This is a genomic window from Niabella sp. ZPM-14, assembly GCF_055693045.2.
Window position 1 is genome coordinate 509,449 of record NZ_CM181148.1, and the last position, 26,555, is coordinate 536,003.

The 26,555-nt window shown below is 48.6% G+C and carries 17 protein-coding genes; 2 read left to right on the top strand and 15 right to left on the bottom strand.

The window, feature by feature from the left end:
• Positions 1-97: 97 nt before the first annotated feature.
• From ACU37H_RS01950 to ACU37H_RS01965, 4 genes are all read right to left on the bottom strand, one after another.
• Entirely contained in the window at positions 98-784 is a 687-nt protein-coding gene (locus tag ACU37H_RS01950) for an SGNH/GDSL hydrolase family protein (protein ID WP_472702677.1), read from the bottom strand.
• Between the two features lie 190 nt (positions 785-974).
• Positions 975-2,522: a sulfatase family protein gene (locus ACU37H_RS01955; protein ID WP_472702678.1), complete on the bottom strand. Its 1,548-nt coding sequence runs from the start codon at positions 2,520-2,522 to the stop codon at positions 975-977.
• Between the two features lie 237 nt (positions 2,523-2,759).
• Positions 2,760-4,031: a YeiH family protein gene (locus tag ACU37H_RS01960; RefSeq protein WP_472702679.1), complete on the bottom strand. Its 1,272-nt coding sequence runs from the start codon at positions 4,029-4,031 to the stop codon at positions 2,760-2,762.
• A 131-nt stretch (positions 4,032-4,162) separates the two neighbouring features.
• A complete protein-coding gene (locus ACU37H_RS01965; RefSeq protein WP_472702680.1) occupies positions 4,163-4,501 on the bottom strand; it encodes a hypothetical protein in 339 nt (112 codons plus the stop codon).
• A 270-nt stretch (positions 4,502-4,771) separates the two neighbouring features.
• Here ACU37H_RS01965 and ACU37H_RS01970 point away from each other — a divergent pair, with 270 nt between their 5' ends.
• Positions 4,772-5,146 carry a VOC family protein gene (locus tag ACU37H_RS01970; protein WP_472702681.1) on the top strand — a complete coding sequence of 125 codons (375 nt, stop codon included), beginning with the start codon at positions 4,772-4,774 and terminating at the stop codon, positions 5,144-5,146.
• 20 nt (positions 5,147-5,166) lie between these two features.
• Here ACU37H_RS01970 and ACU37H_RS01975 read toward each other — a convergent pair whose 3' ends face one another.
• The 8 genes from ACU37H_RS01975 to ACU37H_RS02010 form a co-directional block, all read right to left on the bottom strand.
• Positions 5,167-7,506: a GH92 family glycosyl hydrolase gene (locus ACU37H_RS01975; RefSeq protein WP_472702682.1), complete on the bottom strand. Its 2,340-nt coding sequence runs from the start codon at positions 7,504-7,506 to the stop codon at positions 5,167-5,169.
• Positions 7,507-7,588: 82 nt separating this feature from the next.
• Positions 7,589-8,473: an ROK family protein gene (locus ACU37H_RS01980; protein ID WP_472702683.1), complete on the bottom strand. Its 885-nt coding sequence runs from the start codon at positions 8,471-8,473 to the stop codon at positions 7,589-7,591.
• A 59-nt stretch (positions 8,474-8,532) separates the two neighbouring features.
• Complete coding sequence (locus ACU37H_RS01985) at positions 8,533-9,927, bottom strand: sugar porter family MFS transporter (RefSeq protein ID WP_472702684.1); 1,395 nt, start codon at positions 9,925-9,927, stop codon at positions 8,533-8,535.
• A gap of 23 nt (positions 9,928-9,950) precedes the next feature.
• On the bottom strand, positions 9,951-12,278 hold the full coding sequence (locus ACU37H_RS01990; protein WP_472702685.1) for a GH92 family glycosyl hydrolase: 2,328 nt from the start codon (positions 12,276-12,278) through the stop codon (positions 9,951-9,953).
• Between the two features lie 110 nt (positions 12,279-12,388).
• Entirely contained in the window at positions 12,389-14,227 is a 1,839-nt protein-coding gene (locus tag ACU37H_RS01995) for a class I mannose-6-phosphate isomerase (RefSeq protein WP_472702686.1), read from the bottom strand.
• 229 nt (positions 14,228-14,456) lie between these two features.
• Positions 14,457-15,221: a DUF3823 domain-containing protein gene (locus ACU37H_RS02000; protein WP_472702687.1), complete on the bottom strand. Its 765-nt coding sequence runs from the start codon at positions 15,219-15,221 to the stop codon at positions 14,457-14,459.
• A gap of 45 nt (positions 15,222-15,266) precedes the next feature.
• On the bottom strand, positions 15,267-17,276 hold the full coding sequence (locus ACU37H_RS02005; protein WP_472702688.1) for a RagB/SusD family nutrient uptake outer membrane protein: 2,010 nt from the start codon (positions 17,274-17,276) through the stop codon (positions 15,267-15,269).
• A 77-nt stretch (positions 17,277-17,353) separates the two neighbouring features.
• On the bottom strand, positions 17,354-20,578 hold the full coding sequence (locus ACU37H_RS02010) for a SusC/RagA family TonB-linked outer membrane protein (RefSeq protein WP_472702689.1): 3,225 nt from the start codon (positions 20,576-20,578) through the stop codon (positions 17,354-17,356).
• A 293-nt stretch (positions 20,579-20,871) separates the two neighbouring features.
• Here ACU37H_RS02010 and ACU37H_RS02015 point away from each other — a divergent pair, with 293 nt between their 5' ends.
• Positions 20,872-21,609 carry a GntR family transcriptional regulator gene (locus tag ACU37H_RS02015; protein ID WP_472702690.1) on the top strand — a complete coding sequence of 246 codons (738 nt, stop codon included), beginning with the start codon at positions 20,872-20,874 and terminating at the stop codon, positions 21,607-21,609.
• Here ACU37H_RS02015 and ACU37H_RS02020 read toward each other — a convergent pair.
• From ACU37H_RS02020 to ACU37H_RS02030, 3 genes are all read right to left on the bottom strand, one after another.
• On the bottom strand, positions 21,606-23,156 hold the full coding sequence (locus ACU37H_RS02020) for a sulfatase family protein (RefSeq protein WP_472702691.1): 1,551 nt from the start codon (positions 23,154-23,156) through the stop codon (positions 21,606-21,608). The genes ACU37H_RS02015 and ACU37H_RS02020 overlap by 4 nt on opposite strands.
• A 101-nt stretch (positions 23,157-23,257) precedes the next feature.
• Positions 23,258-24,157 (bottom strand): ROK family protein, encoded by a 900-nt coding sequence (locus ACU37H_RS02025; RefSeq protein WP_472702692.1) that lies wholly within the window; start codon positions 24,155-24,157, stop codon positions 23,258-23,260.
• A 38-nt stretch (positions 24,158-24,195) separates the two neighbouring features.
• Positions 24,196-26,364 carry a GH92 family glycosyl hydrolase gene (locus ACU37H_RS02030; RefSeq protein ID WP_472702693.1) on the bottom strand — a complete coding sequence of 723 codons (2,169 nt, stop codon included), beginning with the start codon at positions 26,362-26,364 and terminating at the stop codon, positions 24,196-24,198.
• Positions 26,365-26,555 lie beyond the last annotated feature (191 nt).

Sequence of the window (26,555 nt, forward strand, 5' to 3'; positions counted from 1 at the left end):
CAAATTAAAAAATACTGTGTCGCCGGTTCTTTCACATTTGTCTTTATTCGTGTAAAAATTGTGGCAAAATGCAGGCCAGCAGCGGCTAACGCCGTCATTATTTTCGTAAGGCCTTCCTGATTTCTTTCAACGCTGCAGCTTCCATGATCTGATAACCCTTCGCATTGGGGTGAATACCGTCGCTGGCCAGATCCTTTTGCATACCGCCGTTGGCATCGCGCATTAAGGTGTTATAATCAATATACCCCAAGCCATTCTCTTTTGCATACTGCATGATCGACCGGTTCAGCGCGTCGACCTGAGCAGCCGGATCTTTCACTTCGGGCCTCCAGGGAAACGCAGCTGCCGGAAGAACGGAGGTGAGGATCACTTTTAGGTGGTTCGCTTTAGCGATGGATGCCATCGAACGGATATTGTTAAGCGTAAACTGCGGATCGTAATCGCCGGTGTTCAAGGCGATATCATTGGTTCCGGCATTGATGATTACCAGTTTCGGATGCAGGCTGATGACATCCTGGTAAAAACGCAGCAACATCTGGGAGGAAGTTTGTCCACCGATCCCCCGCCCTACATAATTATTAGAAGCAAAGAAAGCAGAATCATGGCGCGCCCACCCTTCTGTAATAGAGTTACCGATAAAAACGACATCCGTTTTCTTTTTCGCATCCAACAAAGCCTGGTTAGCTGCAGCGTATCTTTTCAGGTTAGCAAACTCCGTAGCCTTTTGCCCAGACACTGCCACAGTAAACAAAGTACATATAGATAAAATTACTATTTTTTTCATTGCTGATGATTTATTGATTTAAAGTTTAAAGGTCGACAGATGCAACGATGGCCCGATGGGCTCATCCCCGATCTGACCATCGCATATTGAAAGTTACCATTTTTATAACCTTCCGGTGATAATATTGCCACCGTCAAACGCTCCGCTAATGCTGTAGAAGAAACAGAACCGCGAGGTATGCCAGCCGCTGCTATTTTGCACTGCGCCGGCTGGGCGATTGCAAAATCAACTGAAGCGCTGCTTCCATTTGCTTTACCTGGTCCGGATTGGAAGCAGCTATATTGGTTGCCTCTTTCCGGTCTTTTGACAGATCAAACAATTGCGGCTGCTCCATCAGCCCGGTAGCGATATTTTTATGGACCATCCAGGCCGGCGTAGGTTTAGTTTGAGGCGCTATATACTTCCATTTATTATAACGCAGTGCCATGGTATATGATTCTTCCAGCATCCAATCGCGTCCCTGGTTGCTCTGACCAGTTAAGGCTTTCAACAAGTCATAGCTATCCGGGGCTTCATCCGGTTTCAGATCATAACCCAGCATTTTCGCAAAGGAAGCGTAAAAATCCACCTGGCTGATCAATGCATCACTAACACCCGGCTTCACTTTTGCCGGCCAGTACAGGATCGTAGGCATGATCGTGCCCGCCTCATAGGCGCTGTACTTTCCGCCTTTATAGCCACCTGAAGGATCATGATTGCCTACGAGCTTTTCCGCCTGATCGTGATATCCGTCGTCAAGCACAGGCCCGTTATCGCTGGTGAAGAGCACGATCGTATTTTCAGTAAGACCCTGTTCCTGCAATATTTTCATCAACTGACCAACCGACCAGTCCATCTGCACAATAGCATCTCCCCTGGAGCCCATGCTGGTAGCGCCTTTGAACTTCGGGTTCGGATCCCGCGGCACATGGATGTCCGCAAAAGAAAAATATAAAAAGAAAGGATCTTTCTGATGCTGGCTGATAAAAGACTTCACCTTATCCAGGAAAACGAAAGGAATTTCCTGGTCTTTCCATAAAGCAGATTTGCCCCCGGTCATATAGCCGATCCTGCTGATGCTGTCGGTAATGGTATTGCTGTGTTGTGTATCGGCGCCGAACTTCAGCAGGTCAGGCCGTTCCAGCCCGGTAGGCCAATTTCCCACTTTTTTATTATAATCTACGATGATCGGATCATCGGGGTCAAGATGGGCTACTTTGTAATTTTCAACATACACCGTAGGCACCCGGTCCAGAGTCGCAGGGATGATGAAGGAGTAGTCGAAGCCGATTTCAAGCGGTCCGGGCTTCAGCGTCCCGTTCCAGTCGGGTGTTCCATCGCCTAACCCCAAATGCCATTTGCCAATTACCGCTGTAGCATAGCCGTTATTTTTGAACATGCCGGCAATGGTCGGTGTTCCGGGCGGGATGAGGAGCGGCGCGTCTCCCGGCAAAATGGCAGCGTTGTTTCTAAAAGCATAACTGCCCGTCAGCAAAGAATACCTGGAAGGCGTGCAGGTAGATGCCGTACTGTGTGCATCCGTGAACCGGATACCACCTTCCGCCAACCGGTCTACATTGGGCGTGCGCACGGCGGTCGCTCCGTAACAACTCAGGTCGCCAATACCCAGGTCGTCCAGATAAATGATAATGACATTAGGCTTAGATACGGTATCGGCGGGCTTTTGCGCGTTATTACAAGATTGAAAGAAGATCAACAGCAAGGCAAGGGCGCAGAAGGACAAGCTACGTTGGGTCATGAAATAATGATAAGTTTTTAAACTATAGATCTCAAACACATAGATACATAGAAATGGGCAATTGCGCAAGAGTGGTAACAGGAACCCATCGTTTCTTTATTTCTATAAAAGCTATTTTAAAGCAACTGCCCGTCTTAACAATGTAAAGGTCACGTTGCCATATAACGATCCCTCACGATTGGTCAGGCAGGTTGTCAACCAACCAACAGGCTCAACCGAAAACGATCCGGCACATTACTAGTACAAATCACCACCGAATAAAATGTAAGCAATAAGTAAAGTAATAAGCACATTAAACAGCTGGGCTCCTAAAAATGCAAAGACCGGTTTCCGGTTCTGAACGCCTACCAGGTCTTTAAAATTGGTTTCAAGTCCGATACAGGTAAATGCCAGCGCAAACCAAAGCCCCTGCAGGCTTTTCAGCGGCGCTTTCACCTGCTGAACCGTCTCCGTGTCGATCACAAAAGAAAATACGAGAGATGCAATCACAAAACCTATGACAAACTTGGGAAAGCGTTCCCATATCAGCTTCAGCGTAGGCTTTTCAGACACGGCCTGGCTGCTGGCGGTCTTCGCATAGGTCCAGTAAATGGAAATAGCAAAAGCCGCAAAACCCAGTAATACGTTTTGAGAAAACTTAACGATCGTGCTGATCTTTAAAGCGGCTTCTCCTACCAAAGATCCCGAAGCCGCTACCGCGCCCGTAGTATCGATCGTGCCGCCGAGCCAGGCACCGGTAACTTCCTGCGAGAGGCCCATCCACTTTGCCAGCCAGGGCATAACGATCATCATCGGCACGGCAGTGATCAGCACCAGCGAAACCACCAGTGACAATTTTTTAGAGTCGCCTTTGATGGCCCCGGATGTAGCAATGGCGGCAGACACGCCACAAATAGATACGGCGCTGGACAACATGATCGAAAGTTCTTTATCGACCTTCATCTTCTTGCAAAGCCAGAAAGAAAAATACCACACAGATAACACGACAGCTAAAGCCTGGATCAATCCCAGCGAACCGGCTTTCAGCACATCTGAGAAGAGCACGCTCGTCCCAAGCAGCACAAGACCGATCTTAACGAAAAACTCCGACGAAAGCGTATCCTTGAGCCAAACCGGAAGGTTGAAAAAGTTCCTCATGACCAATCCGATGGCGAGACAGAAGATGACAGTTTCGAGGTTCAACACCTGTATAGCACTGTTTCCGCCGATAAAAGATGCAACAAATGTCAATACATAAATCACAGGAAAACTTTTCAGTATAAATGAGAAGGACTTCCCCGTGAGATAAGCTCCAATAATGGCGATCAGGTAAACGAAAAGAAATTGTATGCCTGCCTTGTAGAAGTTGGCAGCAGTAAAAACGGAGTCCGAAAGATCGGCAGTTCCTTTCCAGTTAAGTTTTGGCGCATCGATGAATATCCCGAATATGGCAAGTGTGATGATGATAAAACCAAGCACCACAACACCCCAGTCTTCTGACAGAAGCGCCGGCTTTTTGTCCATTGTCATTCGCCAAATATAACAGATTCCCGCAATTCTTTACACCTCCGAAGTTCGAATTATTTAACAAAGGACGAATCCCTCATCCCGAAAGACAAGACCGGTAATTGCTACGATACTGTATCCGTTACCGCAAGGGTTTAAACCATCTGCCCCTGCATAAACGACGTCGAGGTATCCGAAACCGAACTGCGATAAATGGTGTATTTCGACTCGGGGCTCAACATTTCCATTAGCTTATTGCGGTGCGTATCGTTCTCGAGATCAAAAATGACGGAGCGTTTGTCATGGCTGATCGAATTTCTATGTGCGCGGGCATTAGCCAATGCGTCATAGTCGGTGATCATCAGGGAGAGTGCTTTGTGGTTATTTAAGGTGGACGAAGGAGCTTCATAAGTCTGGATCACAACGAATCTTCTTTTCAGGGCTCTTAAAACATCTATCTCTCCGGGTTCAAAAAGGCTAAAGTGCTGAAACATTAATTTTATCTTTATTATTCTGATTTCAGTATACGCAAAAGGCAAGCCATATTTTACACCATCTTTACTTTCCCACATCTTATTCTTAGAGATCACCGATGAGTGTGGCGACAGGCGTGTAAATATGGGGCATCCGGGACAATTAATCCTCAAATTCTAATCAAATTTTAATATATGGCGCGGGATTTGTTAATATTTTAACACGAAAGCATTGTTGTAAGCCCGAACCTGATATATTCTTTCTGACAATTTATCATTAAACCCTATACAATGGCTGTGGAAATCGTTAACTGGGTAGAGATCCCGGTAAGAGATATGAAGCGCGCAAAGCAATTTTACGAAAATGTATTTCAGTTCAAGATCGTCGATCTTACCATTGGAGACGATGTGTGTCCGTGCCTGCCCGACACTTCGGGCGAAGGCTACTGCGGCGCGCTGGTAGAATACGGGAATGCCAGGGAGCAGAACAACGGCTCTCTTGTTTACCTCAAAGCAACCGGTGATATAGACGGCCTGCTCAAAAGGGTTCAATCGGGCGGCGGCAGCATCATCTCCAATAAGAAGCAGACCACACCCGGAGCCGGTCACTTCGCGATCTTCCGGGATACTGAAGGCAATATGCTTGCGTTTCAGGGCGCCAGCTAAAACCATTTTATGGTAGCGGTCTAATAATGATCTTTTTCCTTCTCCCCCATTTTTAATTGTAATGAGCCTCCGTTGGTCACCTCTTTAAAAGAGATGAAAGGCTGATGTAGCTCACGATTTCCCAACGCCATAGACTGAACAAACGGACGCTCCGCACCATTGTTCTCTGCGTTGATCGTAAATGTGCGTCCCTTATAATATTGCGGCGATAGCTGGATCGTGACCTTTTCGAATAGCGGACTGCCGATACCGAAACGGGAATCGCTACTGGTAAGACCTTTGATGTCAAATAATCCCATGGCCGACATGACGTACCAGGCACCTAACTGCCCCTGATCCTCATCCTGCCCAAACCCATATCCGTGCACACCTTCCGTTCCATAGAATTGATTACAGATCGATCTCACCCATTTCTGTGTTAAAGATGGTTTTCCGGAATAGTTGAACAGCCAGGAAACATGCAGGTTCGGCTGGTTGCCGTGATTGTACACACCGCCAATGCCTGCAAAGGCATCAATGGTGGCGCCACCGCCAAACAGGTTCTTTTCTGATGCCATGAAGATGCTGTCCAGCCGGTTATTAAATGTGGACGCTCCCATCTTCTGAATAAGGCGCTCAATATGATGCGGAACAAAATACGTGTATTGCCAGGCATTACCTTCCTGGAAGCCGCGCCAGGGCTGGGATGGATCAAAGTTGCTGATGAATTCCCCGTTAGCGAGCTTGGGACGAACGAGCTTTAATGCGGGATCATAGATGCGTTCCCATGCACGGGACAAGTCAGTCAACTGGCGATAATCTTTTTCTTTTCCCAACTGCCTGGCCCACTGTGCCACCGCATAGGAACTGAAAGCATATTCCAGCGTATGCGACGCAGAAAATTGCCAGCGTTCACCGCCTGCCGTTCCACTGTCAAGATGATTGACATATCCATATTTAATGAACCGATCCAGGTCGGCCTTTCCGGCTCCGAATGGTCTGTCGCGCCATTCCAGCTCATTTTTCCGCGCCGCGGCATAGGCCGTATTTATGTCGAAGTCTTTAATGCCGCACAGATAAGCGCTGGCGATCACCAATCCCACAAAGTTTGTTCCGACTCCCGACACATATCGGCTGCAGGCAATGCCATCGCCCAGCCATCCGGCGTCTTTGTAGACCAGCAGCTGGCTCTTTACCAGGTCCGAGTAATATTCCGGATAAGCCAGGGCCCACAGCTGTGTCAGGTTCCAGTAAGCACCCCATACAGCATCCGTATTATAATGATTATGCAGCGGCTTCCCTGCTTTGTCCAATGGTATCTGTCCCACCGACCCGTCATTTTTAGGATAGGCGCCGTTAACATCGCTGGCCAGTCCCCTGCCCAGCAAAGCGTGGTAGAGACCGGTATAGAATTTAGTCTGATCCTTGGCTGCACCTCCTTCTACCTGTATGCGGCCAAGGTATTGGTTCCAGGCGGTATGAGATCGGCGCCGCGCTTCGTCAAAGGAAAGATTCCTCGCCTCGGCTTCAAGATTAAGCCGGGCATTCTTTACCGACGTATAGGAAAGTCCAGACTTCACGGTAATGGATTCCCGGTCTTTTGTATTAAACGTTAAATAGATACCTGCACCTTTACCCTTCGCCTGTCTTAAGCCGGCTTTAGCAGCGGCACCGTTAAATGCACCGTAAGAAGCGGGTCGCTTACTGATCTCAGCAGAGAAATACATGGTTAACGTAGCACCGTCCTGGTATTTGTTGATGTAGACCGGTGCGGTCGTCACCCATCCCTCTACCCTTCCCTCCGGCGTAAGGTGCACTTCCGCATCCACCACTTCACCGCTTTCGCCTTGCTGGTTACCAATATCGAAAAGGATATGTGCGGCTTGGGATTGCGGATAAGTGTACCGGTGAAAAGCCACGCGGTCAGTAGCCGTCAATTCGGCCCTGATATTATAATCCTTCAGGTTTACGGAATAATAACCTGCCGAACTTTGTTCTTCTTTCCTGTCAAACCTCGACCTGTAGCCACTTTCAGGATTTTCCCGGCTGCCGGGAACGGTCTGAAGCGCTCCTGTCGAAGGCGCGAACACCACACCTCCAACCTGGAATTCATGAAAATTCGGGAAGCCCTCTATCGTGGAATCGCGGTAATCATAACCGGTCGCTTCCCAGCCATGCACATTGCCAAAGCTGCCATTGGTGGAAGGTGCCGGCTTAGCCATACCAAAGGGCATGGCACCCGGTGTAAAGTGAAACCACCGGCAATGTGCGGTACCGATATAGGGGTCTACCCACTGCGTAAGATCTTTCTGCGCCAACAGCGACAATGACCCAGTCAACACCAGGATCAAACAGCCCATTCTTTTGATCATTTCTTGCATTCGTAATGTGTTTTTTTTATATCGGTCTGATGAGGATCGATAGTGGAATATCATGTTTCAATAAGTCATAAGAAGGTTCTGATCAAACCAACTCCTGCCTGCGTAAAGCGTGCGCGGCAGCACCAAATAAGCAAGCCGTTTCGCCGAGCCCGGATACACGGATCGGGACATAGGGAAAAGCATGCGCTACAAATCGTTTAACCGCGGGTAAAAAAAGCCCCTGAGCTTTTGAAATATTGCCGCCCAATATCACCAGCTGCGCTTCTTCTATACCTATAAATTGCACCAGGAAATCCGCGAGGTTATATCCAAAGGTCTGAAACAGCTGCACCGCTACGCGATCTGAACCGACTAACATCGTCAACGCTTTTACATCCGGCAGCTGGCGCCCGGTGCGTAGCTGATACTCCCTGACAAACCATCCTGAACAAAGATACTGTTCCGCAATATTTCCTTTAAAGGGCAAGGACCAGAGATCAGCGCTATATGCCGTGCCGTTCTTATACACAGCCGTGCCGAGGCCTGTACCCAACGTAACGCTGATCGCTTTGGCCGAAGGCGAAACAACGGTATCTGCTGCATACACTTCTCCCATCATAAAGCACGCGGCATCATTGGAAAAAGAGAAAAGCGCTTCATCAATGCCCAATCGCGCTGCCAGCAAGCTTTTGATCGGCAGGCCATACAAAGCATCATACTTTCCCTGGTTATTCATATAGCTGATCCCTTGCTCGTAATCGAAAGGGCCGGGCATGGCAATACCCACTTTGGCGATCGCATGGTCGCCCGCCGCCTGTTGAAGCGCATCCGCCCATCTCTTGATGACTGCGTCTGCAGGCGCACTGGCATCTACGGGCAACCTCACCCAGGACTGATCCACGAGGCGACGGGTTGCGGTATCAACAACGGCGGCTGTAATATGCGATCCGCCAATATCGGCCGTTAATATAAAATGATCCTTTTTCAAAATGTTCCTTCTTTCTCTATTAATAACTGCTTAGAAAATATTTTTTTATGATCCGACTATTAAGTGGCCGGTTCCTGGAGCCATTCCTTTTCAATCTCTTCGAGTGATTTACCCTTTGTTTCCGGCAACATTCTTAATACGACTACAAACGCGATCAGACAAAACGCGGCAAATATCCAAAAGGTCGCAGGCGTGCCTAAATACTTCAGCATGATGGGTGTCAGCTGACCCACGATCGCATCGGCTATCCACATCACCATGATCGAAAGGGCCATCGCCCTGCCCCGGATATGGCCTGGAAATATTTCAGAAGCAACCACAAACTTTAAAGGCCCGATGGAGAAGGCAAAACAAGCCAGGAACAGCAATACACTGATCAAAATGAGTATCGACGTGGAAGCGCCACTGGCAAAGCAGATGCCGGTAAGGACCAGAGCAATCGTAGCGCCCAAGGTTCCATAAATATAAAGTGGTCTTCGTCCCAGCGTGTCTACCTTCCATATCGCCAGCAATGTAAAAAGCATATTAGCAACTCCAAACACTACCTGGCTCATCAATGAATTGTTCATGGAAACACCTGCATTGTTTAAGATACTCGGGCCATAGTAAATGATGGCGTTGATGCCACTGAACTGCGAAAACAAGGGCAGCAATATCCCAACGATCATCGCCTTCCGCCAGCGCCCCTTCCAAAGCTCCCGATAAGAGATTTTGGCCTTATCTGTATTGTTGCCTGAAGAACGAACGGTTTCCAGGTTTCCCTCATGTGTATATCGTTGCAGGATCAGGAGTGCTTCTGACGACCGGCCCTGTTGGAGCAGCCAGCGCGGGCTTTCGGGCACAAAGAACATGCCCGCGACAAACAATAAAGCCGGAAAGGCACCTACAAGTAACATTCCGCGCCAGACATCATCCACAAAAACACCAGCCAGCAGCGTATCACTATTTCCACCGGCGTGAGACTGGCTATATTGCAAGAGAAAAGCATTACTTAAATAAGCGCAAAGGATCCCGAGTGTCAGTGCGAATTGATAAAAGGTCACCAACCTGCCGCGTGTTTTTGCGGGCGCTATTTCAGAAATATAAAGCGGCACCAGGTTGGACGCGAGCCCAATACCAACCCCTCCGATAAAACGGTAAATAAATACGGCTGTCAGGCTCGGGGCGAAACCCGCTCCTATTGCGGACACCAGGAAAAAGATGGCAGAAAGGAACATCGGCTTTTTACGACCCCAACGATCGGACATCTCTCCTGAAACTGCTACACCGGCTATGCAGCCGACCAGGGCAATGGTAACAAACCATCCTTCTGCCACCGGAGACAACGCATACTTTTCCTGCAGGAAAGGCAGCACCCCCGACACTACGGCCATATCAAACCCGAATAAAAACCCGCCTAACGAGACCACCAGTGTGATCAAGAGAACGGACGATTGTTTATTAACTGTTGGCATTGCTTATCGTTTTTAGGAAAGTGTTATTTCACAGCCTCCTGGTTGGCCGACATAGAAGGTGGCGCATCCTGGGGACGGGCGCCCCATTGTTGGTTAGGCGTTGGCCCCATATTCAAGGTCAATGTCCCACCTTTCACTAGTTCATCGTGATAGAACCAGGGCTTGTTAAGCGGCCGGCCATTCAATTGCGCGGATTGGATGTATTTATTTTTTTCAGAAGTGTTGTTCGCAATCACGGTGAATTTTCCGCCGGGATAGTATTTCGGATCTAACTGAATGGTTACTTTTTCAAACAGCGGACTGCCGATCTCATAGAAAGGTCTTACCGATGCGCCGCCATCGGTCTGGAAGAGCCCCATAGCCGACATCACAAACCAGGCGCCCATCTGACCTTCATCTTCATCCCCGAGCCAGCCATGATAGGGAGTCGCGCCGTAATACTGATCCATGATGGCTCTCGTCCACTTCTGGGTCAGCCAGGGTTTGCCGCTGTAATTGAACAACCATGCGGCCTGCATATTGGGCTGGTTGCCATGATTGATGGGCACCAGATCATAAAGGTCACCGTCTGCATTGAAGTTGAATTGAGCTGACTTTTGAAAACCCTCGTCCAGCCTGGCATTGAAAGTGTCGCGGCCCATCAGGTTCAAAATACCCTGCACATCATGCGGGTTGAAGAAGCTGTACTGCCAGGCGTTTCCTTCCAGGTAACCCGGACCGCTGAAGCTGGTACAACAATAGGGCGACCAGTCTTTTACCCACGAACCATCACGATTCTTCATCCGGATATATTTCACTTCGGGATCAAAAACATTTTTGTAATTGGCGGCACGCTTGATGAACTGGTTATAAACGTCTTTTTTACCAAGCGCTTTGGCGTATTGCGAAACGCACCAGTCGTCGTAAGCATACTCAAGCGTATTGGAAACCTGCCCTTCTTCGTTGGGCACATAACCGAGCTTCATATAAGATTCAAAAAAGCGATTACCGGCAAAGCCATTCTCCGGTGTTACCACACCCGGCGTAGTTTGCTGGTGCACCAGCGCTTTCAATGCGAGGTCTTTATCAAAATCACGAATGCCTTTCTGATAGGCGCCCACGATCAAAGCGATCTCATGAGACGCTTCCATGATACCGGAATACTCAATACCAGCGGGCCCTTTGGGAAGCCAGCCGCCGGTTTTGTAGATCTCGAGCAGCGAATGCACCCAATTGCTCGTCAGGTCAGGGTTGACTAGCGCCCACAACTGGTTCAGGTTCCAAAAGGTGTTCCATAAGGCATCACTTCCATAAATGGGCCTGTCCGGATCGACCTGGCGTACTTTTTCATTAACATCAACATATTTACCATTCACATCGCTCCAGGTGGTGCGGGCCACATAGGAACGGTAGAGGTTGGTATAAAATTTCTTTTTATTTTCTTCGCTTCCTCCCTCCACACGGATCTTGCTTAGCAGCTGGTTCCACACTTTTCGTGCGTTGTCTTTCACCCCATCAAAGTTCCAGTTGAACGGATTCAACTCCGTCTCCAGGTTTAACCTGGCCTGATCGATACTTACGAGCGAAATCGCCGTCTGCATCAACAAGACCTCGCCTTTTTCCGGGCTGAAATCTGCAAAAGCGCCACTGCTTCCTTTGGCTTTAAATTCTTCTACATCACGCGTCACCTTACCGCCTTCCCAGCCGCCGAAGCCTTCAATGGGTTTATTGAAGCGGATCACAAAGTGTACAGTGTACTCGTTCCAGCTCCATTTCTGTTTGGAATAGCCTTCGATCTGCCGGTCAGAAACCTTGGTAAACACTGCATCCTGTATTTCTGCCGTGTTCTCAAAAGGTATATCCAGGTCTAGTAAGATATGTGCTTCCTGCGATTCGCCGAAAGTGAAGCGGAAGAAGCCGCTGCGGGTATTACTGGTCATTTCAGTATGGATATTTCCATTCATCAGTTTCACCGCGTAATAGCCCGGACTAGCCTTTTCCGTTTCTTTATAAATGCGCGAACGGTAACCGGTGGTCCACCCCGTCGTAGGTCCATCTGCCGGTCCTCTCCTTGTATTCAACACCCCGACTGTAGGCATCACGGAAAGTCCTGCCATCGTCCATGCGTGAATATGACTGAAGCCGCCGACATTGTTTAAGCTATATTCATAGCCCGACTTCCAGACACCGCCCTGGTTATCCGGACTCAGCTGCACCATACCCCAGGGCATGGTGGCGCCGGGATTGAGCATCCACCGCGACTCTGAAGTACCGAGCAAGGGATCGGCATAGTCGACGGGCAGCTTTTGCTGGGCTTTAAGCGTCAGGCCGGCAAAACCGGCGAGGGCAAGAAATGTTAGTATCTTTTTCATTCTTGAAATATTTAGGGCTGTTCTGCTTATCGATCAGCATGCGAATAACACCGCTGTATCAAAAGCAGATGATGATTTAAAGGGTCTGTACAGACGCATCAATCATTGATTCAGGCGTCCGGGGCTTTTAAATGATCTATATTTTCTTTGATAAAAGCTTTCACCACTTTGGCCGTGCCATTACCGGCATTGGTCAATGTATAGCTACCTGCAGCGGCAGGAATGACAAAGGTTTCAGCATATTGAAACACCTGTGTCACGCCATTGACCTGAACCTGCACCGTATCTCCTTCCACGAGCATCAGCACATTACAACTATCGTCAGTAGACATTACAACAGAGGAGGCAAACTCTACCCTTTGCACATCGTAAAAATGATGAGAATGCGTGGGCAAATGATAAAGCTTCCAGTCCTCACCGGCGTCCTGAACAGATGGCTTAGAGATCAACTGCTTTTTAACGACGTCGCCTTTGTAATCGAACCGCAGGTTTTTGAAAGCATGGTCAATATTGATGGCGCGCGGTTCGCCGTTTAAATCCAGGCGAAGCCAGTCATACATCTTAAACGTAAAAATATAAGGGGTTGAGCTGATCTCAAGGACAAGATTGTTTTTACCGGCGCTGTGCACCGTTCCGTTAGGAATAAGGAAGAGATCATGTCGCTGCGCATCAAAGGATTGAACATATCGATCCATGTCCACTTTTATATTTTGTGCACGGCTCTGCTCAAGCTTATTCCGGAAGTCCTGGGGGTCTACATCTTCCCGGAAGCCGAGATATACCCTGGCCTCTTCTTTACAATCAAGAATATAATAAGTTTCATCCTGTGTGATCCGTTCGCCGAAGTGTTCACGGATATAAGGCAACCTTGGGTGACACTGGATCGAAAGATTACCACCATCCCAGGTATCCAGGAAGTCAAAGCGGATGGGAAATTCGGTACCGAAGAAATCCGCATGTTTACCTAATACATTCCTTGCATCAGCCAGCATCAAAAAATCAAAGGAAAGCTCCAGCAGGTTGCTGTCACTTTCAAAGACAATCCCATTTTCAGGAACAATCAACTCGAAAGACCAGGCATAGTTTACTTCATTTTTGTTAAGATGCGGAATCCGCTCCTTCATCCATTGACCACCCCAGGCCCCCGGCTCAAACCAGGGCCTCACCCGGAAGATCGTCTGGCTCAATTCTTTTAACGTGCGGTTGATATAAAATGATTCAGACCACGAGATGGTATGCTGCCATTGCGCATCTGCAAAGACGGCTACCCGCTTCATTAGTTTTTGCTTATGCGTGTTTAATAAAGGCCAGTCAACAAAGTAGGCCCTCTTGTACATCGCCGACGCGTTGTCCAATTGGTCCGTACCAATATTCGTGACCGATCCCGCCCGCATGCGATATTGTATTTCATTTTTAGGGACGTCTATGTAGATAACGGAAGCCTGTTGTTCCAGCAACCCCGCGCCCACACCCATGGTGATGGCCCGGCCATCGCGGCGTGTGGCCTTATCCGCTTCGAACCGCTGAACATCGAACAAGGAAGACAGTTCGTGAGGACATTTGGTACCCCACACGGAATCCCGTTCACCGAGGTAAGGCGCTACCAGCGCTTCAATTTCCGTCGAGGGTTTAAGATAGTGTTTTGCATCGATCCATTGAACCGTCACTCCCATCGTTTGAAAGGCGGTCTCCAGGCCGTCCTGCACTTCTTCCCAAAACACACCATTGGCCCCGTCTATTGCCACCGTGCCTTTGTCGAGGATCCAATGCGCCAGGCTTTCATATCCCGTTCTGATAGCGCCGGAACCTAAGGTATGATAAGGATAAATGGTGTAGTCGGAGCGATTGTTGAACTCCTGAGGAATTTGCTGCGGCATTAGTGGTTGGTTGCTTTTTCTTGCCTGCTCACGGGTGTTGGTCCATTGGGTCTTCTCGTTTAAACTGTCCATCGTACTTTCAGATTTTTTCTTGGAATTGATCATTGCTTTTATCTGTGAATATATGTATCGAAAATATTGTCTTGTTTTTCTTATTATGTTAAGGCTTCAGGGCTACAACGAAGCTGTTTTCAGATCGTTTGTTGTCATCCTTCATACCGATGATCTGTAATGACTTCCGAATTTAACGCTTGTTCTTCTTTCTGAAAGAAAATATATCATTTCGGAATTCTTTGATGGGTCAGGGAATATCGATGGATTTGACTTCATTATAATTATAAGGTCTTCCGTTATTAGGATAAGTGGTTCTTGCCCCTACACGCAGGTGCCACGTACGCTTGCCAGGCAAGGCGCCGCCTGTTGTCGTAATGGTCAGCGTTTGATCGAGCAGGTCGTTTCCTGCCGTGCCGCTGAATGACCGCCGATTGGAATAACGGGCGTCAAAATTGTTATTCCCGGCATATTGAAAGTTGTTGACGTAAAGATTGATGTCTGTCACGTTCAATTGAAAGTCCGGATGGGCTGTACCGCGGGTAATACGCACTTTTACCGTTACCGTCCCGTCAGGGTTCAATACGGGCGCTCCTTCCCAGACAATTCTCAGGAAAGGCTCAACGGTAAAGTTCACTTCGGTAGTGCCGCCCTTCACTTCAACCGTCTGGCTTTTATCAACGGGGCTGGCACCGTCCTGCACCAAAGGAACAAACGCGCCATCGGCTGAAATCTTGTAAGTGCCGGCAAATACTTTGGTATTGACATAAGTGCCGTCCTGCATCGTGGCCAGGTACATCGGTGTGGGATTATCGCTCCAGCTTAACTCGCGCAATTCGATGCGGGTGCCAATACCATTTTCACCCGACACTTCACTTTGCACGTTTTCGCCGGTGGTGGCATCAATGATGCGTCCTTTCAGCGTTTGATCAGGCGCATCATAATTATCCAGCTTGGAACAACTGCATAGCGATAATATGCAGCTGGTGATTAATAAGAATATATTGCGTTTCATTGTAGTCTTTTTATTTTAAGTGGAACCGATTTATAATGAAGTGCTTTAATAGCCGGGGTTTTGAACCAGGTTGGGATTCTTGCTAATAGCGGAAGCGGGTATGGCTTCATAATACCACCTGGAATCAAAAGTGAAACGTGCATTGCGCTCATCGGTCCGGTCGTCAAAAAAATACTTCCCTGCCCCGGCGGCATAGAATGGCATCAACACTCTGTATAGTCTTGCATTCTGCTCCTCATCGATGATGCGCCAGCGCTTCAGATCCCAATATATTTTATGTTCAAAGGCTAGCTCTTTGCGGCGTTCCTGACGTATGACGTTGATATCTTCAATCGCTGTCAATGCAGGCACACCGGCTCTTTCGCGGATCTGGTTGATATGGCTGAGGGCCGCCTGGAGATAGGTCGCTCCCTGACCTGCTGCGTATAATTCATAAGCGGCTTCTGCAGCATTTAATAAGACCTCTGCATAACGCAATTCGATCCAGCTTTGATCCGAACGGTTGGTAACCACTTCCGCCGTGGGCTTGTTGGGGTTGAGGTACTTCCTGACAGAAAAGCCGGTGATGGAACCGCCCGGGCCATTGGCAGCCAGGTTTGTGAAAACACCACTCAGACCGGCCGGGTTCATTTTCGTACCATCCGGTAATTCGTAAGGCGTCTGCAGCGCACTCGCTGAGCTTACAATATTAGTGGTAGGATAATTGATGGTGGAGCCTGGCGGGATCAGCTTATTGATACCACCCGAAGTGCTCCCGGTATAAATACCCCTTCTGATATCAATGACCTGACCTTTGAACACATCGCCGGGAAAAATGATCGTTGCCCTGAGCCTTGGCTCCGCGTTGGCAAATAAAGACATCGTGTTATCATACAAGATATATTGACCATTGGCGTCACGCGTGCGCAGGTGTCCGCTGGCATCGCGGGGCAGTCCTTCAAACATTTCAACGAAATCAAGTGTGGGGTTGGTTTCCGAAGAATAATTACCACCAGGACCCTCCAGTTGCTTGGGCACACTCAATGCGTCGTACCCGTGCACCGCGTCGGGATATTTATATTGTCTGACGAATATATTTTCAGGACTGGAAGCATCGAGGAAAGTGTTGACATAATTCTGAAACTGTGCTTCGCGGTCTGTAGCCGACCAGGCTTTTTTGTATAAGCTGTATTTTCCATTGAGTAGCTGCGCGGCGTCGTAGCTTTCTTTGAAATAGATAGCGGCTTTGGCAGCAGGTATGCCGCACAGGCGCTCGCTGCCATTAGTTAATTGAATGGCATTATACTTAGCAATCGAACCTGCATACAACATGGCCCTGGATAGAAAGCCGGCAGCCACATACCTGTTAACACGGCCGGGAACGCTGGTTTCGGGCAGGTTTTCGTAAGCAAACCTGAGATCGGTCGCCACAAAATCCCATACTTTTTCTTCGGAAGACCTGGGAATCCTTAGCTCTTCGACACTTTCAGTTATATCCCCAATCGACTGGTCCGGATCGGTTAGGAGGCGATCGACAATCGGAACTCCGCCGTATCGCTTTACCAGCGCGAGATAAGTAACGGCCCTGATGAAGCGTACTTCCCCGGTCCAGTATTTTACCTTTTCAGCGGAGAAGTTGCCGCCATAGCCGGGCAGCACTTCAAGAAAATAATTACATTCCCTGATCAGGTTATACGCCTGGCTCCAATAGCCAAAAGCGCCATTAGCGTTGCCCATATCCCGGCTCAGCGCTTCGCCGGTAATGCCTGCGAAAGAACCGATCACAAAGGAATTGAAACCGAGTGTGGGTGAATATTTGAAATCTTCAATAGGCATTACGCTGTAAATACGCGCCATGTAAGCAGTAATACCCGCTTCGCTGTTAAAGATGTCCTTATCTTGTATCACATTCAGTGGCGGCACATCCAGCTTTTCGCAGGCAGATAAAGCCAACAACATGGAAAGCCATAATCCTGTAATACATCTTTTCATTTTTAAAAATTGGCGCGATCCTGCGTAACTCTCGCCGGAAGGGCGTTCCATGCAGATCCGATAGCTATTTGTTGAAATCTTCATGTCGTATATTTTAATGGCAGCAGGGCTGCAATTTGATCGAATGATTAACGGATGTACTTATATAGTTATCTATGATTTTAAAATTGAATATTCAGACCGAAGGTCAGTTTCACATCGATCGGGTATAAATAACCATACTGACTGGAAGGATGTTCCGGATCTAAATATTTCAGTTTGGTAAACGTCAAAGGGTTATAACTATTCGCATATACTCTGACCGCTTTAAGACCATTGCCTTTGAAAAACCGCTTGGGAAGCGTATATCCCAGCTCGACCGTCTTCAGGCGCAGGTACGCCGCGTTGGAGGCGTTAGCGAGCGTATTGGTATAAGGTACCGTTCCGGTATAAGCATAATTGCCCGGTATCCATTCCGTATTGGGATCGTAAGGATCGGCGGTGGGATCGGCCGGGCGCCAGCGATCCATGAATTGTTCTAACGCACCACCACCAGCCCATAGCGGTGTATTCAATTGTTCGAAATAAGAAACATACACTTTACCGGCGCCGCTCCAGGTCATGTTGAGATCGACTCCTTTGTAAGATCCACTCAATGTCAAGCCATACGTCACCAGGGGTAAACCGGCCATGGCAATAGGATGATTATCCTGCGTGCTGATCTGTCCGTCACCATTCCAATCCTCGTAGATATAATCTCCTACTACCGTATTGCGCGGAACATAGAAAGGATTATTGGCGATCTGGTCATAAGATTGAAATTGCCCCGGCGATCCATATCCCCAATAGATATTGTTCCACCGGTTTTGCGTATATGTGCTGTTGTTCCAGTTGAGATAAGAATTACCGGCACGTGCGGCCACCTGCGTGGTATTCATCGTGCGGGTATAACCAAAGACACCGCGCACATTATAATTGAAACTTCCAATATGGTTATCATGCGTCAACTCGAACTCAAATCCTTGCGCCCTGTCGCCGTTCAGGTTTTCCTGTGGCAGTCCCACGCCCACTTCTTCGGGCAGTGTAAGCGCGCGCGTGGCCAGTAACCCCGTTCGTTCGCGATTGAAATATTCTACCGTCAATCCCAGCAATCCCCGCCAGGCCTGCAGATCCAGGCCTACGTTGAACATCCGGGAAGTATACCAGGACAAGAGCGGATTGGCCAACCCTTTGCCCTGGGCACCGTTGACGAACACGCCGTCAAATACGGAACCGCCGGGCAACGAAGTGGGATTGCCGGATACCGGATAAGTATAGCCACTGACGAACTGGTAGTTGGAAGCGTTCTCATCTCCCATTTCTCCGTAAGACCCGCGCAACTTCAAATTGCTGATAAACGAAAGGGCATCGCTGTTTCTGAAAAAAGGTTCTTCGGAAATACGCCAGCCCAGGAATCCCGCAGGGAAAAAGCCCCACTGGCGTTCGGGCGCAAACTTGGAAGATCCGTCTTCGCGGAAAGAAAATTCAGCCAGGTATTTGCCTTTGTAATCGTAGGCCAGGCGGCCCACCCAGGATGCATTGATCGTCTTGTATAAATTGCCTGCATTGGTGCCTCCTTGCTGGTTGGTGCTGACACCGGCCAGCAGCTGATCTACAGGAAGCGCCAGTTCGCGCTGTGCAAAAAAGTTATCGCCGCTTCTTACGGCTCTTTCGTACAGCAACAAGGCTGTCACATTATGCTTTCTGGCAAACGAGTGATTATAATTTACAGAAGCCTGCAGCAAAGTGGAAGGAAACTCGGCATAATCCCGCCTGATAGTAGAAGGCGTCTGCTGCGGCACGGGGTTGTAAGTGTCTGTGCTGGCATCGTAGTTATACAGGTTATACGATTTCATATACACCTTATTGTTGTTGTCATTGAAATCATAGCTGTATAGTCCTTTCAGGCTCAGCCCTTCGACAAAAGGCAGCTGGTAAGTCAGGCTGGCAGAGGACTGAAACCATTTATTGGTCTGGATCATGTAGCCATTGACATCGGAACTGGCATGCGCTACGCCATTGAGATTGCTCGGTACGTTGTTCAGGTATTCGGGATTATTATTTGCATAAATATTCTGGATCGGCGGCTGATACCATAAACTTCTGAATACATACCAGGGCGATATATAAGGCTGGTTTTTGCGATCAAGGATGGCGTTCAGGTTGAGATCAAATGTCAGGTTGTCTGTGATTTTGGAGCTAACATTGGAACGGATGTTATATCTTTTATAATCCACGTCATCACTTTTGAAAAAGGCATCCTGCGAGGTATAACCCAGCGAGATGAAATACGAAGAACGGTCGGTACCACCCGTAGCGCTGATATCATGTTGGGTGAAGGGCGCTGATTTGCGGATGATGGCGTCCTGCCAGTTAGCAGCGGTGCGGGTTCCGTTGCGATAGGCTTCAAAGTCTTCTTCGGTATACAGCGGCGTTCCCCCGTTAATGTTGTGCATGCGTTGCTCATTCACCAGGGTCATATAATCGAATATCCCTACGGGCTCCGGAAGACGCGATGGAAACTGCAGGCCGTAGGTACCGTTATAGGTCAATTGCATAGCGCCTTTCTTCCCCTTTTTCGTGGTAATGAGCACCACGCCGTTGGCAGCACGAACTCCGTAAATTGCGGCGGAAGCGTCTTTGAGGACAGAGATCGATTCTACATCCGCGGGATTGATCCGGGTGATATTGTTGCGTGGCACTCCGTCGATCACGACCAGTGGCGCTCCCAGGCCGCGGATATCAAAGGCATTATCGAAACTTCCCGGTTCGCTGCTGTTTTGAACCACCCGTAAACCGGGCACTTTACCGGTCAGCATATTCTGGAGATTCTCATTTTTCGTGGTCACCACCTCATCGCCGGTAATGGAAGATACGGCGCCAGTTACGGTGGCTTTCTTCTGCGTACCGTAGCCGATCACAACAATGTCTTCGAGCGAATTATTGGTGCTGGCGAGCTGTATTAATACCGAATCGGTGGCTTCGAGCAATACTTCTTTTGGCTGATAACCAACACGGCTTATCACCAGGTGCTGACCTGTCTGCGCCTGCACCAGGAAATAACCAAGCGTATCAGTAGTACTGCCGGCGTTGGTTTCTTTTACCATCACGGTTGCGTCACTTACCGGACGCCCATCTTCGCGAACGACCCGTCCATTGACCGTTTGGGCATCAGCATCAAAAGCATGACCCAAGCAAACACTCAGGAGCAGCAGGAAGCTTAATGTCTTTGATCGGGACACAAGCGTCTGGCGGCTGTTGCGGAAAGATCCGCGACTGGAGGCAAAACATTTCATGATCAGGCCCGGGAGCGGAATCTCATGGCGGAGATATAAATTGTTGCGAGGCGGTGGAACATTTTTTTTCATCAGCGTATCGTTATTTTTTTTAAAGGCATTCGCCAACCTGTTCCTATGGAAGCGGAGGGCTAAGAACTTTGCGCATCATTGATCCTGCAAAACAATATGCGCGGCTATGTTCGTTATTACCATCGTCGATCGGGCAATTAATTATTGATCCATCCTATGACTGCTTCAGATGCGCAACCGGCTCATTCCATTCGTTCTTTCAAATCGGGCTATCCTGCAATTTGCCTTCCTATATGTACAAACATATGTACATTTAATTGTTTGACAAAATATTTATTTTTGTAAAAAACTAAATGAAGCTTTCACTCGATCATAAAAATCATATTCCTCTTCATCTTCAGGCGGAACAACTGCTTCGCGATCTGATCAAAAAGCCGGAATACATCAACGGCAAATTCCTGCCGAATGAAGTAGACCTGGCTAAGCAGCTCGCTATTTCAAGGACTACGTTGCGCCAGGCGTTGAACAAACTGGTTTATGAAGGATTGCTGATCAGGAAGAAAGGCGTAGGAACCAAGGTGGCCGAGGCCACGGTCAGCTCAAAATCAAACAACTGGCTGAGCTTTTCGCAGGAAATGCAGGCGCGTGGCATACCGATCAAAAACTATGAATTGCACCTGAGCTGGGAATCTCCTGATGAGACCATTGCGAACTTTTTCCAGATCTCTATGGACAAAAAAATCCTGAAACTGGAACGGCTGAGAGGCAGGACTGACGCGCCTTTCGTGTACTTCATCTCCTATTTCCACCCCCGCGTGGAGATGACGGGAGATGAAGATTTTAACCGCCCGCTGTATGAGATGCTGGAATCCGTTCATCACATTATTGCGACGTTATCAAAGGAAGAGATCAGTGCGAAACCGGCCCCGAAATTTATTGCAGACAAACTGGAGATCCCAACCGGCGACCCCATCCTGTTCAGAAAACGGTTTGTGTATGACCAGGGAGAACGGCCCATTGAATACAACCTCGGTTATTACAAGGCAGACTCGTTTGTCTACACGGTAGAGAGCCGGCGCGACGTTCCCTAAGGCAGGGTGTCTTTATAGTGCGCCGCCAGCGCCTGTAACCGGGCCTTTAACGAACGGACGGTACCGGCCATTCGCGGGTTTTGATACAGGTTGTGCATCTCTTGCGGATCATGTTTCAGGTCATACAGTTCCCAGGAGTCAATGGCTCCGTAAAAATGAATGAGCTTGTACCTGTCGGTGCGGACACCGTAGTGCCTGGTGAGACCGAAGGAAAGTTCATAGTAATGGTAGTAAACGTCTTTTCTCCATGAAGCGTCTCTTCCTTTTTCAATTAGTTGACGCATCGAAGCGCCCTGCATATCACGAGGGACCGGTATGGAAGCCCAGTCGAGCAAAGTGGGGGCTATATCCAGGTTTAACGTGAACTCCGGGATCCGCCTGGGTTTCCGGATACCCGAAGGGTAACGGATCAGCATCGGTGTCCGAAAAGACTCTTCGTACATAAAGCGTTTATCATACAAGCCGTGTTCCCCGAGATAGAACCCCTGGTCGGACATATACACCACGATGGTGTTGCTATCCAGCTGCTGCTCTTTGAGATAATCCAGCACCCTTCCTACATTATCATCAACCGACCGGATACAGCGCAGATAATCTTCAATATAGCGCTGGTACTGGAACCGCACGATCTCGTCCTTTGTTGTCAGCTTCCGGAAAGCGATGCTGTCTTCCCTGAACCCCTGGTCCCAGCGTTGTTTCTCTTCGGGTGTCAGCCGCTCTATCTCGCGCTGGTACTCGTCCGGCGCCCATTCATTGATTGTAGACACAGGACAATCAGCACAAGCGATCTTACTGTCATACCGGATGTCGAGGTCGTTGGCCACGGTGATATGCTGGCGCTGTAAGGCTTCCCGGTCTTTATAGTCGTCATAAAAGTTACCGGGTAACGGGTATGTTTTCTTATTGAACGAATCGAGATAGGATAAAGGCGGCATCCAGTTGCGATGCGGCGCTTTGTGTAAGAGCATTAAACAAAAAGGATCATTCTTATTGGCGTCGATCCATTGCAGTGACAGATCGGTGATCACATCGGTCACATATCCTTTATAGGTCGTGTCCTTTCCCATCTTGATAAATGGCGGATTATAATAATGTCCCTGTGCAGGAAGAATGTTCCAATAGTCAAAGCCGGTGGGATCGGACCAAAGGTGCCACTTGCCGATGACGGCGGTTTTGTAGCCGTTGCGCTGCAAAATTTTCGGCAGGGTTTCCTGTGCGCCGTCGAAAAAAGTACCGTTGTCTCGCAGGCCGTTGATATGCGAATATTTACCTGTGAGAATCACAGCCCGGCTGGGACTGCAGACAGAGTTGGTCACATAAGCCTGGTCCATCACCACGCCTTCTGCTCCGATCCGGTCAATGTTTGGTGTTTGGATCAGTTGCGGATTGTAGGCGCTGATCGCCTTATAGGCATGATCATCCGAAACGATCAAAATGATGTTAGGCTTTTGCTCGCGCTGCTGAGCCTGTCCTATCAATCCGGTGCAAAGAAGGAAGGTCAACCATGATACAAAATACTTTGACGGCAAGAATCTGTCTATTTTCATATGTACATACATTTGAACATAAAAATAGGAAGATTAGTGCGTCCAGCCAAGCGCTCGTCTTTTGCCGCTTCCAATGCAGCAGTATCAGCAGCCCAAAATCGTTACCACAACAAGGCTGCACCGAACACGCCGGCACTGTCGCCTAATTGAGGCTTGCAGATGGGAGTAGTAATGACGCCGCTGTTAAAAATATATTTCTTGATTCTCTCATAGCCTTCTGTGTACAGCAAGTCAATGTTTCCTACTCCTCCGCCAATGATGATGAGATCAGGATCGATGACGTTGATAAGAGTGGACACGGCCTTACCATAATATTCTAACAGGCGATTGATCACGGCAGACGCATGCTCATCAGCCCCCTGCAGGTGTTGTTCGAGGATTTGGTTGAGCTTCAGATCGCGACCCGTCCATTCTTTATACTTGTTTTCGAGCGCTGGCCCTGAGATCACTGTTTCCACACAACCCCGCTTACCGCAATAGCAAAGCGCGCCTTCTTCTTCCAGGATATTATGCCCCCACTCTCCTCCCAAACCGTGATGTCCATTGATAATGCGGTGATGCACGATCAGGCCGCCTCCCACTCCGGTCCCCATGATAATACCAAACACCACTTCGGCATCGGGATATGCTCTGCCCGCGCCCATCCTGCATTCCGCGAGTGCAAAGCAATTGGCGTCGTTGGCAATACGGACAGGCACCTGCAGCAATTGCTCAAGGTCTTGTTGCATGGCGCGGCCATTCATGGAAGTCGTGTTACAGTTTTTCATGGTCTGGCTTCGCGGCTCCAACACACCTGGCGTGGCAAATCCAACGCGTTCAGGTCTTTCATTGAGCTGAAGCGCTACGCTATCGATTAATCTTTTCACCTGTGCCAGGATATGTTCATACCCCTTCTCTGCTTCGGTAGCAATACGCTCCCTGGCCTTGATCTCAAAATTGTCTTTGTCTAATACCACGCATTCGATCTTTGTTCCTCCCAGATCGATACCCCATGTGTTCATTGGTCTGATCAGTTTTAAATTTTAAAGCATTTTATACCTTATTTCCCGGTAGTAATGATTAATTCTTTGCCCTGCTGCAGCGCCTGATGCGGAATCACGTACCCATTGATTTTTTTCCCGCCATAAGTGATGTTGGTGATACGTTCGCCATCGCCTTTTTTAATAATGATAAAAGGCTTGCCATGCAGGTTGAACACTACCTTATCAAAAAGCGGTACGGTCACCAGGTATTCCGGATCAGCGGGAGAATAAGTATACAGTCCCAGCGCGTTTAAAGTGTACCAGGAAGACATTTCACCCGCATCATCCATTCCTGAATACGCAAGCCGTTCGGGCCCCATCCGGTAGTAATGGTTCAATATTCTATTGAGCAATCGCTGCGCCTTTTCCTGCTTGCCGATGAAGTAATATAAGTAAGGAGCGCTGTGTCCCGGCTGGTTTCCATGACAATACTGACCGATAAATGTCGTCAGGTTATGCGCTTCATATCCTTTCCAGGGAATGGTGAACAGCGAGTCGAGCTTCTTCTCAAATGCAGCTTTACTGGGATACAAAGCGATGAAGGCCTGCGGATCATGCGGTGCAAAGAAAGTGGACTGCCAGCCATTGGCTTCGCGATACATATATTCAAAGTAAGGCTGTTCGGGGTTGAACGGTGTGATCCAATCCCCATTGGCAAGGCGGCCACGCATCAATTGCGTGGTTGGGTCAAAGAGGTGCTTATAACTATCCGTCCGTTGCATCAGTTTTTTATAGTTCGCCTGGTCGCCCAGCGCTTTTGCCAGCAATGCGGTGGCATAGTCATCATAGGCATACTCCTGTGTTTTGGTCACCGCTGCCTTTGCTACTGTTTCCAGCTTCGGATGTTCTACATCCATTTCAGAGATCCAGCCGCGTTCCATGTATTCTTGTAAATGGGGCCTTCCTCCTTTACCTGGTATGAATGCATTATTCAATAAAAGCTTATACGCTTTTTTGACATCGAAATCTTTCAGCCCGCGCAGGTAGCTGCCTGCGACGAAAGCGGAAGCATGATCGCCGTGAAAGAAGGTAGGCATATATCCTTTGATCTCGCCACGGTCTGTAATGGATTTGATCACATCCATTGTAACATCAGGAGATATCATACCGAGCAGGATCAGCTTATTGCGATAATCATCCCAGAAAGAAGGATCACTGTAATAACGGAATCCCTTATTGACGATATCTCCTTTGGCGTTTCTGAATTCACCATTCACATCGCTTAACAATATCGGCCAGAGAAAGGACCGGTAGAAAGTGGAGTAAAAGGTTTCTTGTTGATCGGGGGTCCCACCGGTGACCTGTATCCTGGATAGCAATTGATTCCATTTTGTAGTGGCTTCCGTTCTCACCTGGTCGAAGGTTTTGGAAAGCATTTCAGCCTCCAGGTTCTTTTTCGCGTTCTCAACGCTGACATAGGAGAACCCCACTTTCATTTCCAGTGCATCATTACTCTTGTCATCGTCTAAAAAGTCGACGATACTGACTACCGCGTCATCCTTCTTAAGCGGTTGCACGTCTTTGACCTTATAGTTGGTCACGGCATAAAAGTAAAAAGGCACACCCGTCCTTTGATACCCGGAAAAGCTGTATTCACCGTCTTTATTGATCTTCCAGTCATTTACATGCTCGTTGGACCGGGCCAGATCCGCAAGGATCTTTTTATCTTTTCCCTTTTGATAAGTATACTTATGAAAGGCACATCGTAAAGTAGAAGTAACTTCTGCATTGATACCATATTTCTCCAGGTAGACCTGGTAGTAGCCAGGGCTGGCTGACTCGTTGGTATGTTTGTAGGTAGAATAATAGGTCTTCGGATCTACATCGCCGCTAACCGCCACCAGCGGCACATAACAAAGATTCCAGTGTCCTTTGCTCGTGTGTGCAAAAGCATACACCACTGTGTCTTCATACTGGTAGCCTGATCCACTGCGCCACATCGTTACCGGCGTCACCTGCACCATCGCATTGGGTAAAGTGGCACCGGGGTAAGCTTCTGCTCCCCAGGCCCTGCGCGTGGGCTGATAGCCAAGATCGGCGCTGTCCCAGAGCGTAGTCGTTCCAATGAAAGGGTTCACCAGGTCGGTTAGCCTGGAAGATGGCTGCTGCGCCGCGCCAACAACAACGGCAAAGGTCAAAACGGTGGTCAGATAGAAGGCGGCCGTTGGCCTCAACACTTTTTTCATTTAACTGGTTATTTTCTTTTAATGGTCGAACAGGACCTGCGATAATTATTTTTCATGTTTAATGAAATATCGAATCATCCGGTTTCATGCTTCAGATATTTACGGATGGGGTCGGCCGGTTCCTTGTCAGATCGACGGTGAGCCAATCGCACCTCCATCCCAAAGCTTACGGGGCTTAACTTTATAAGACG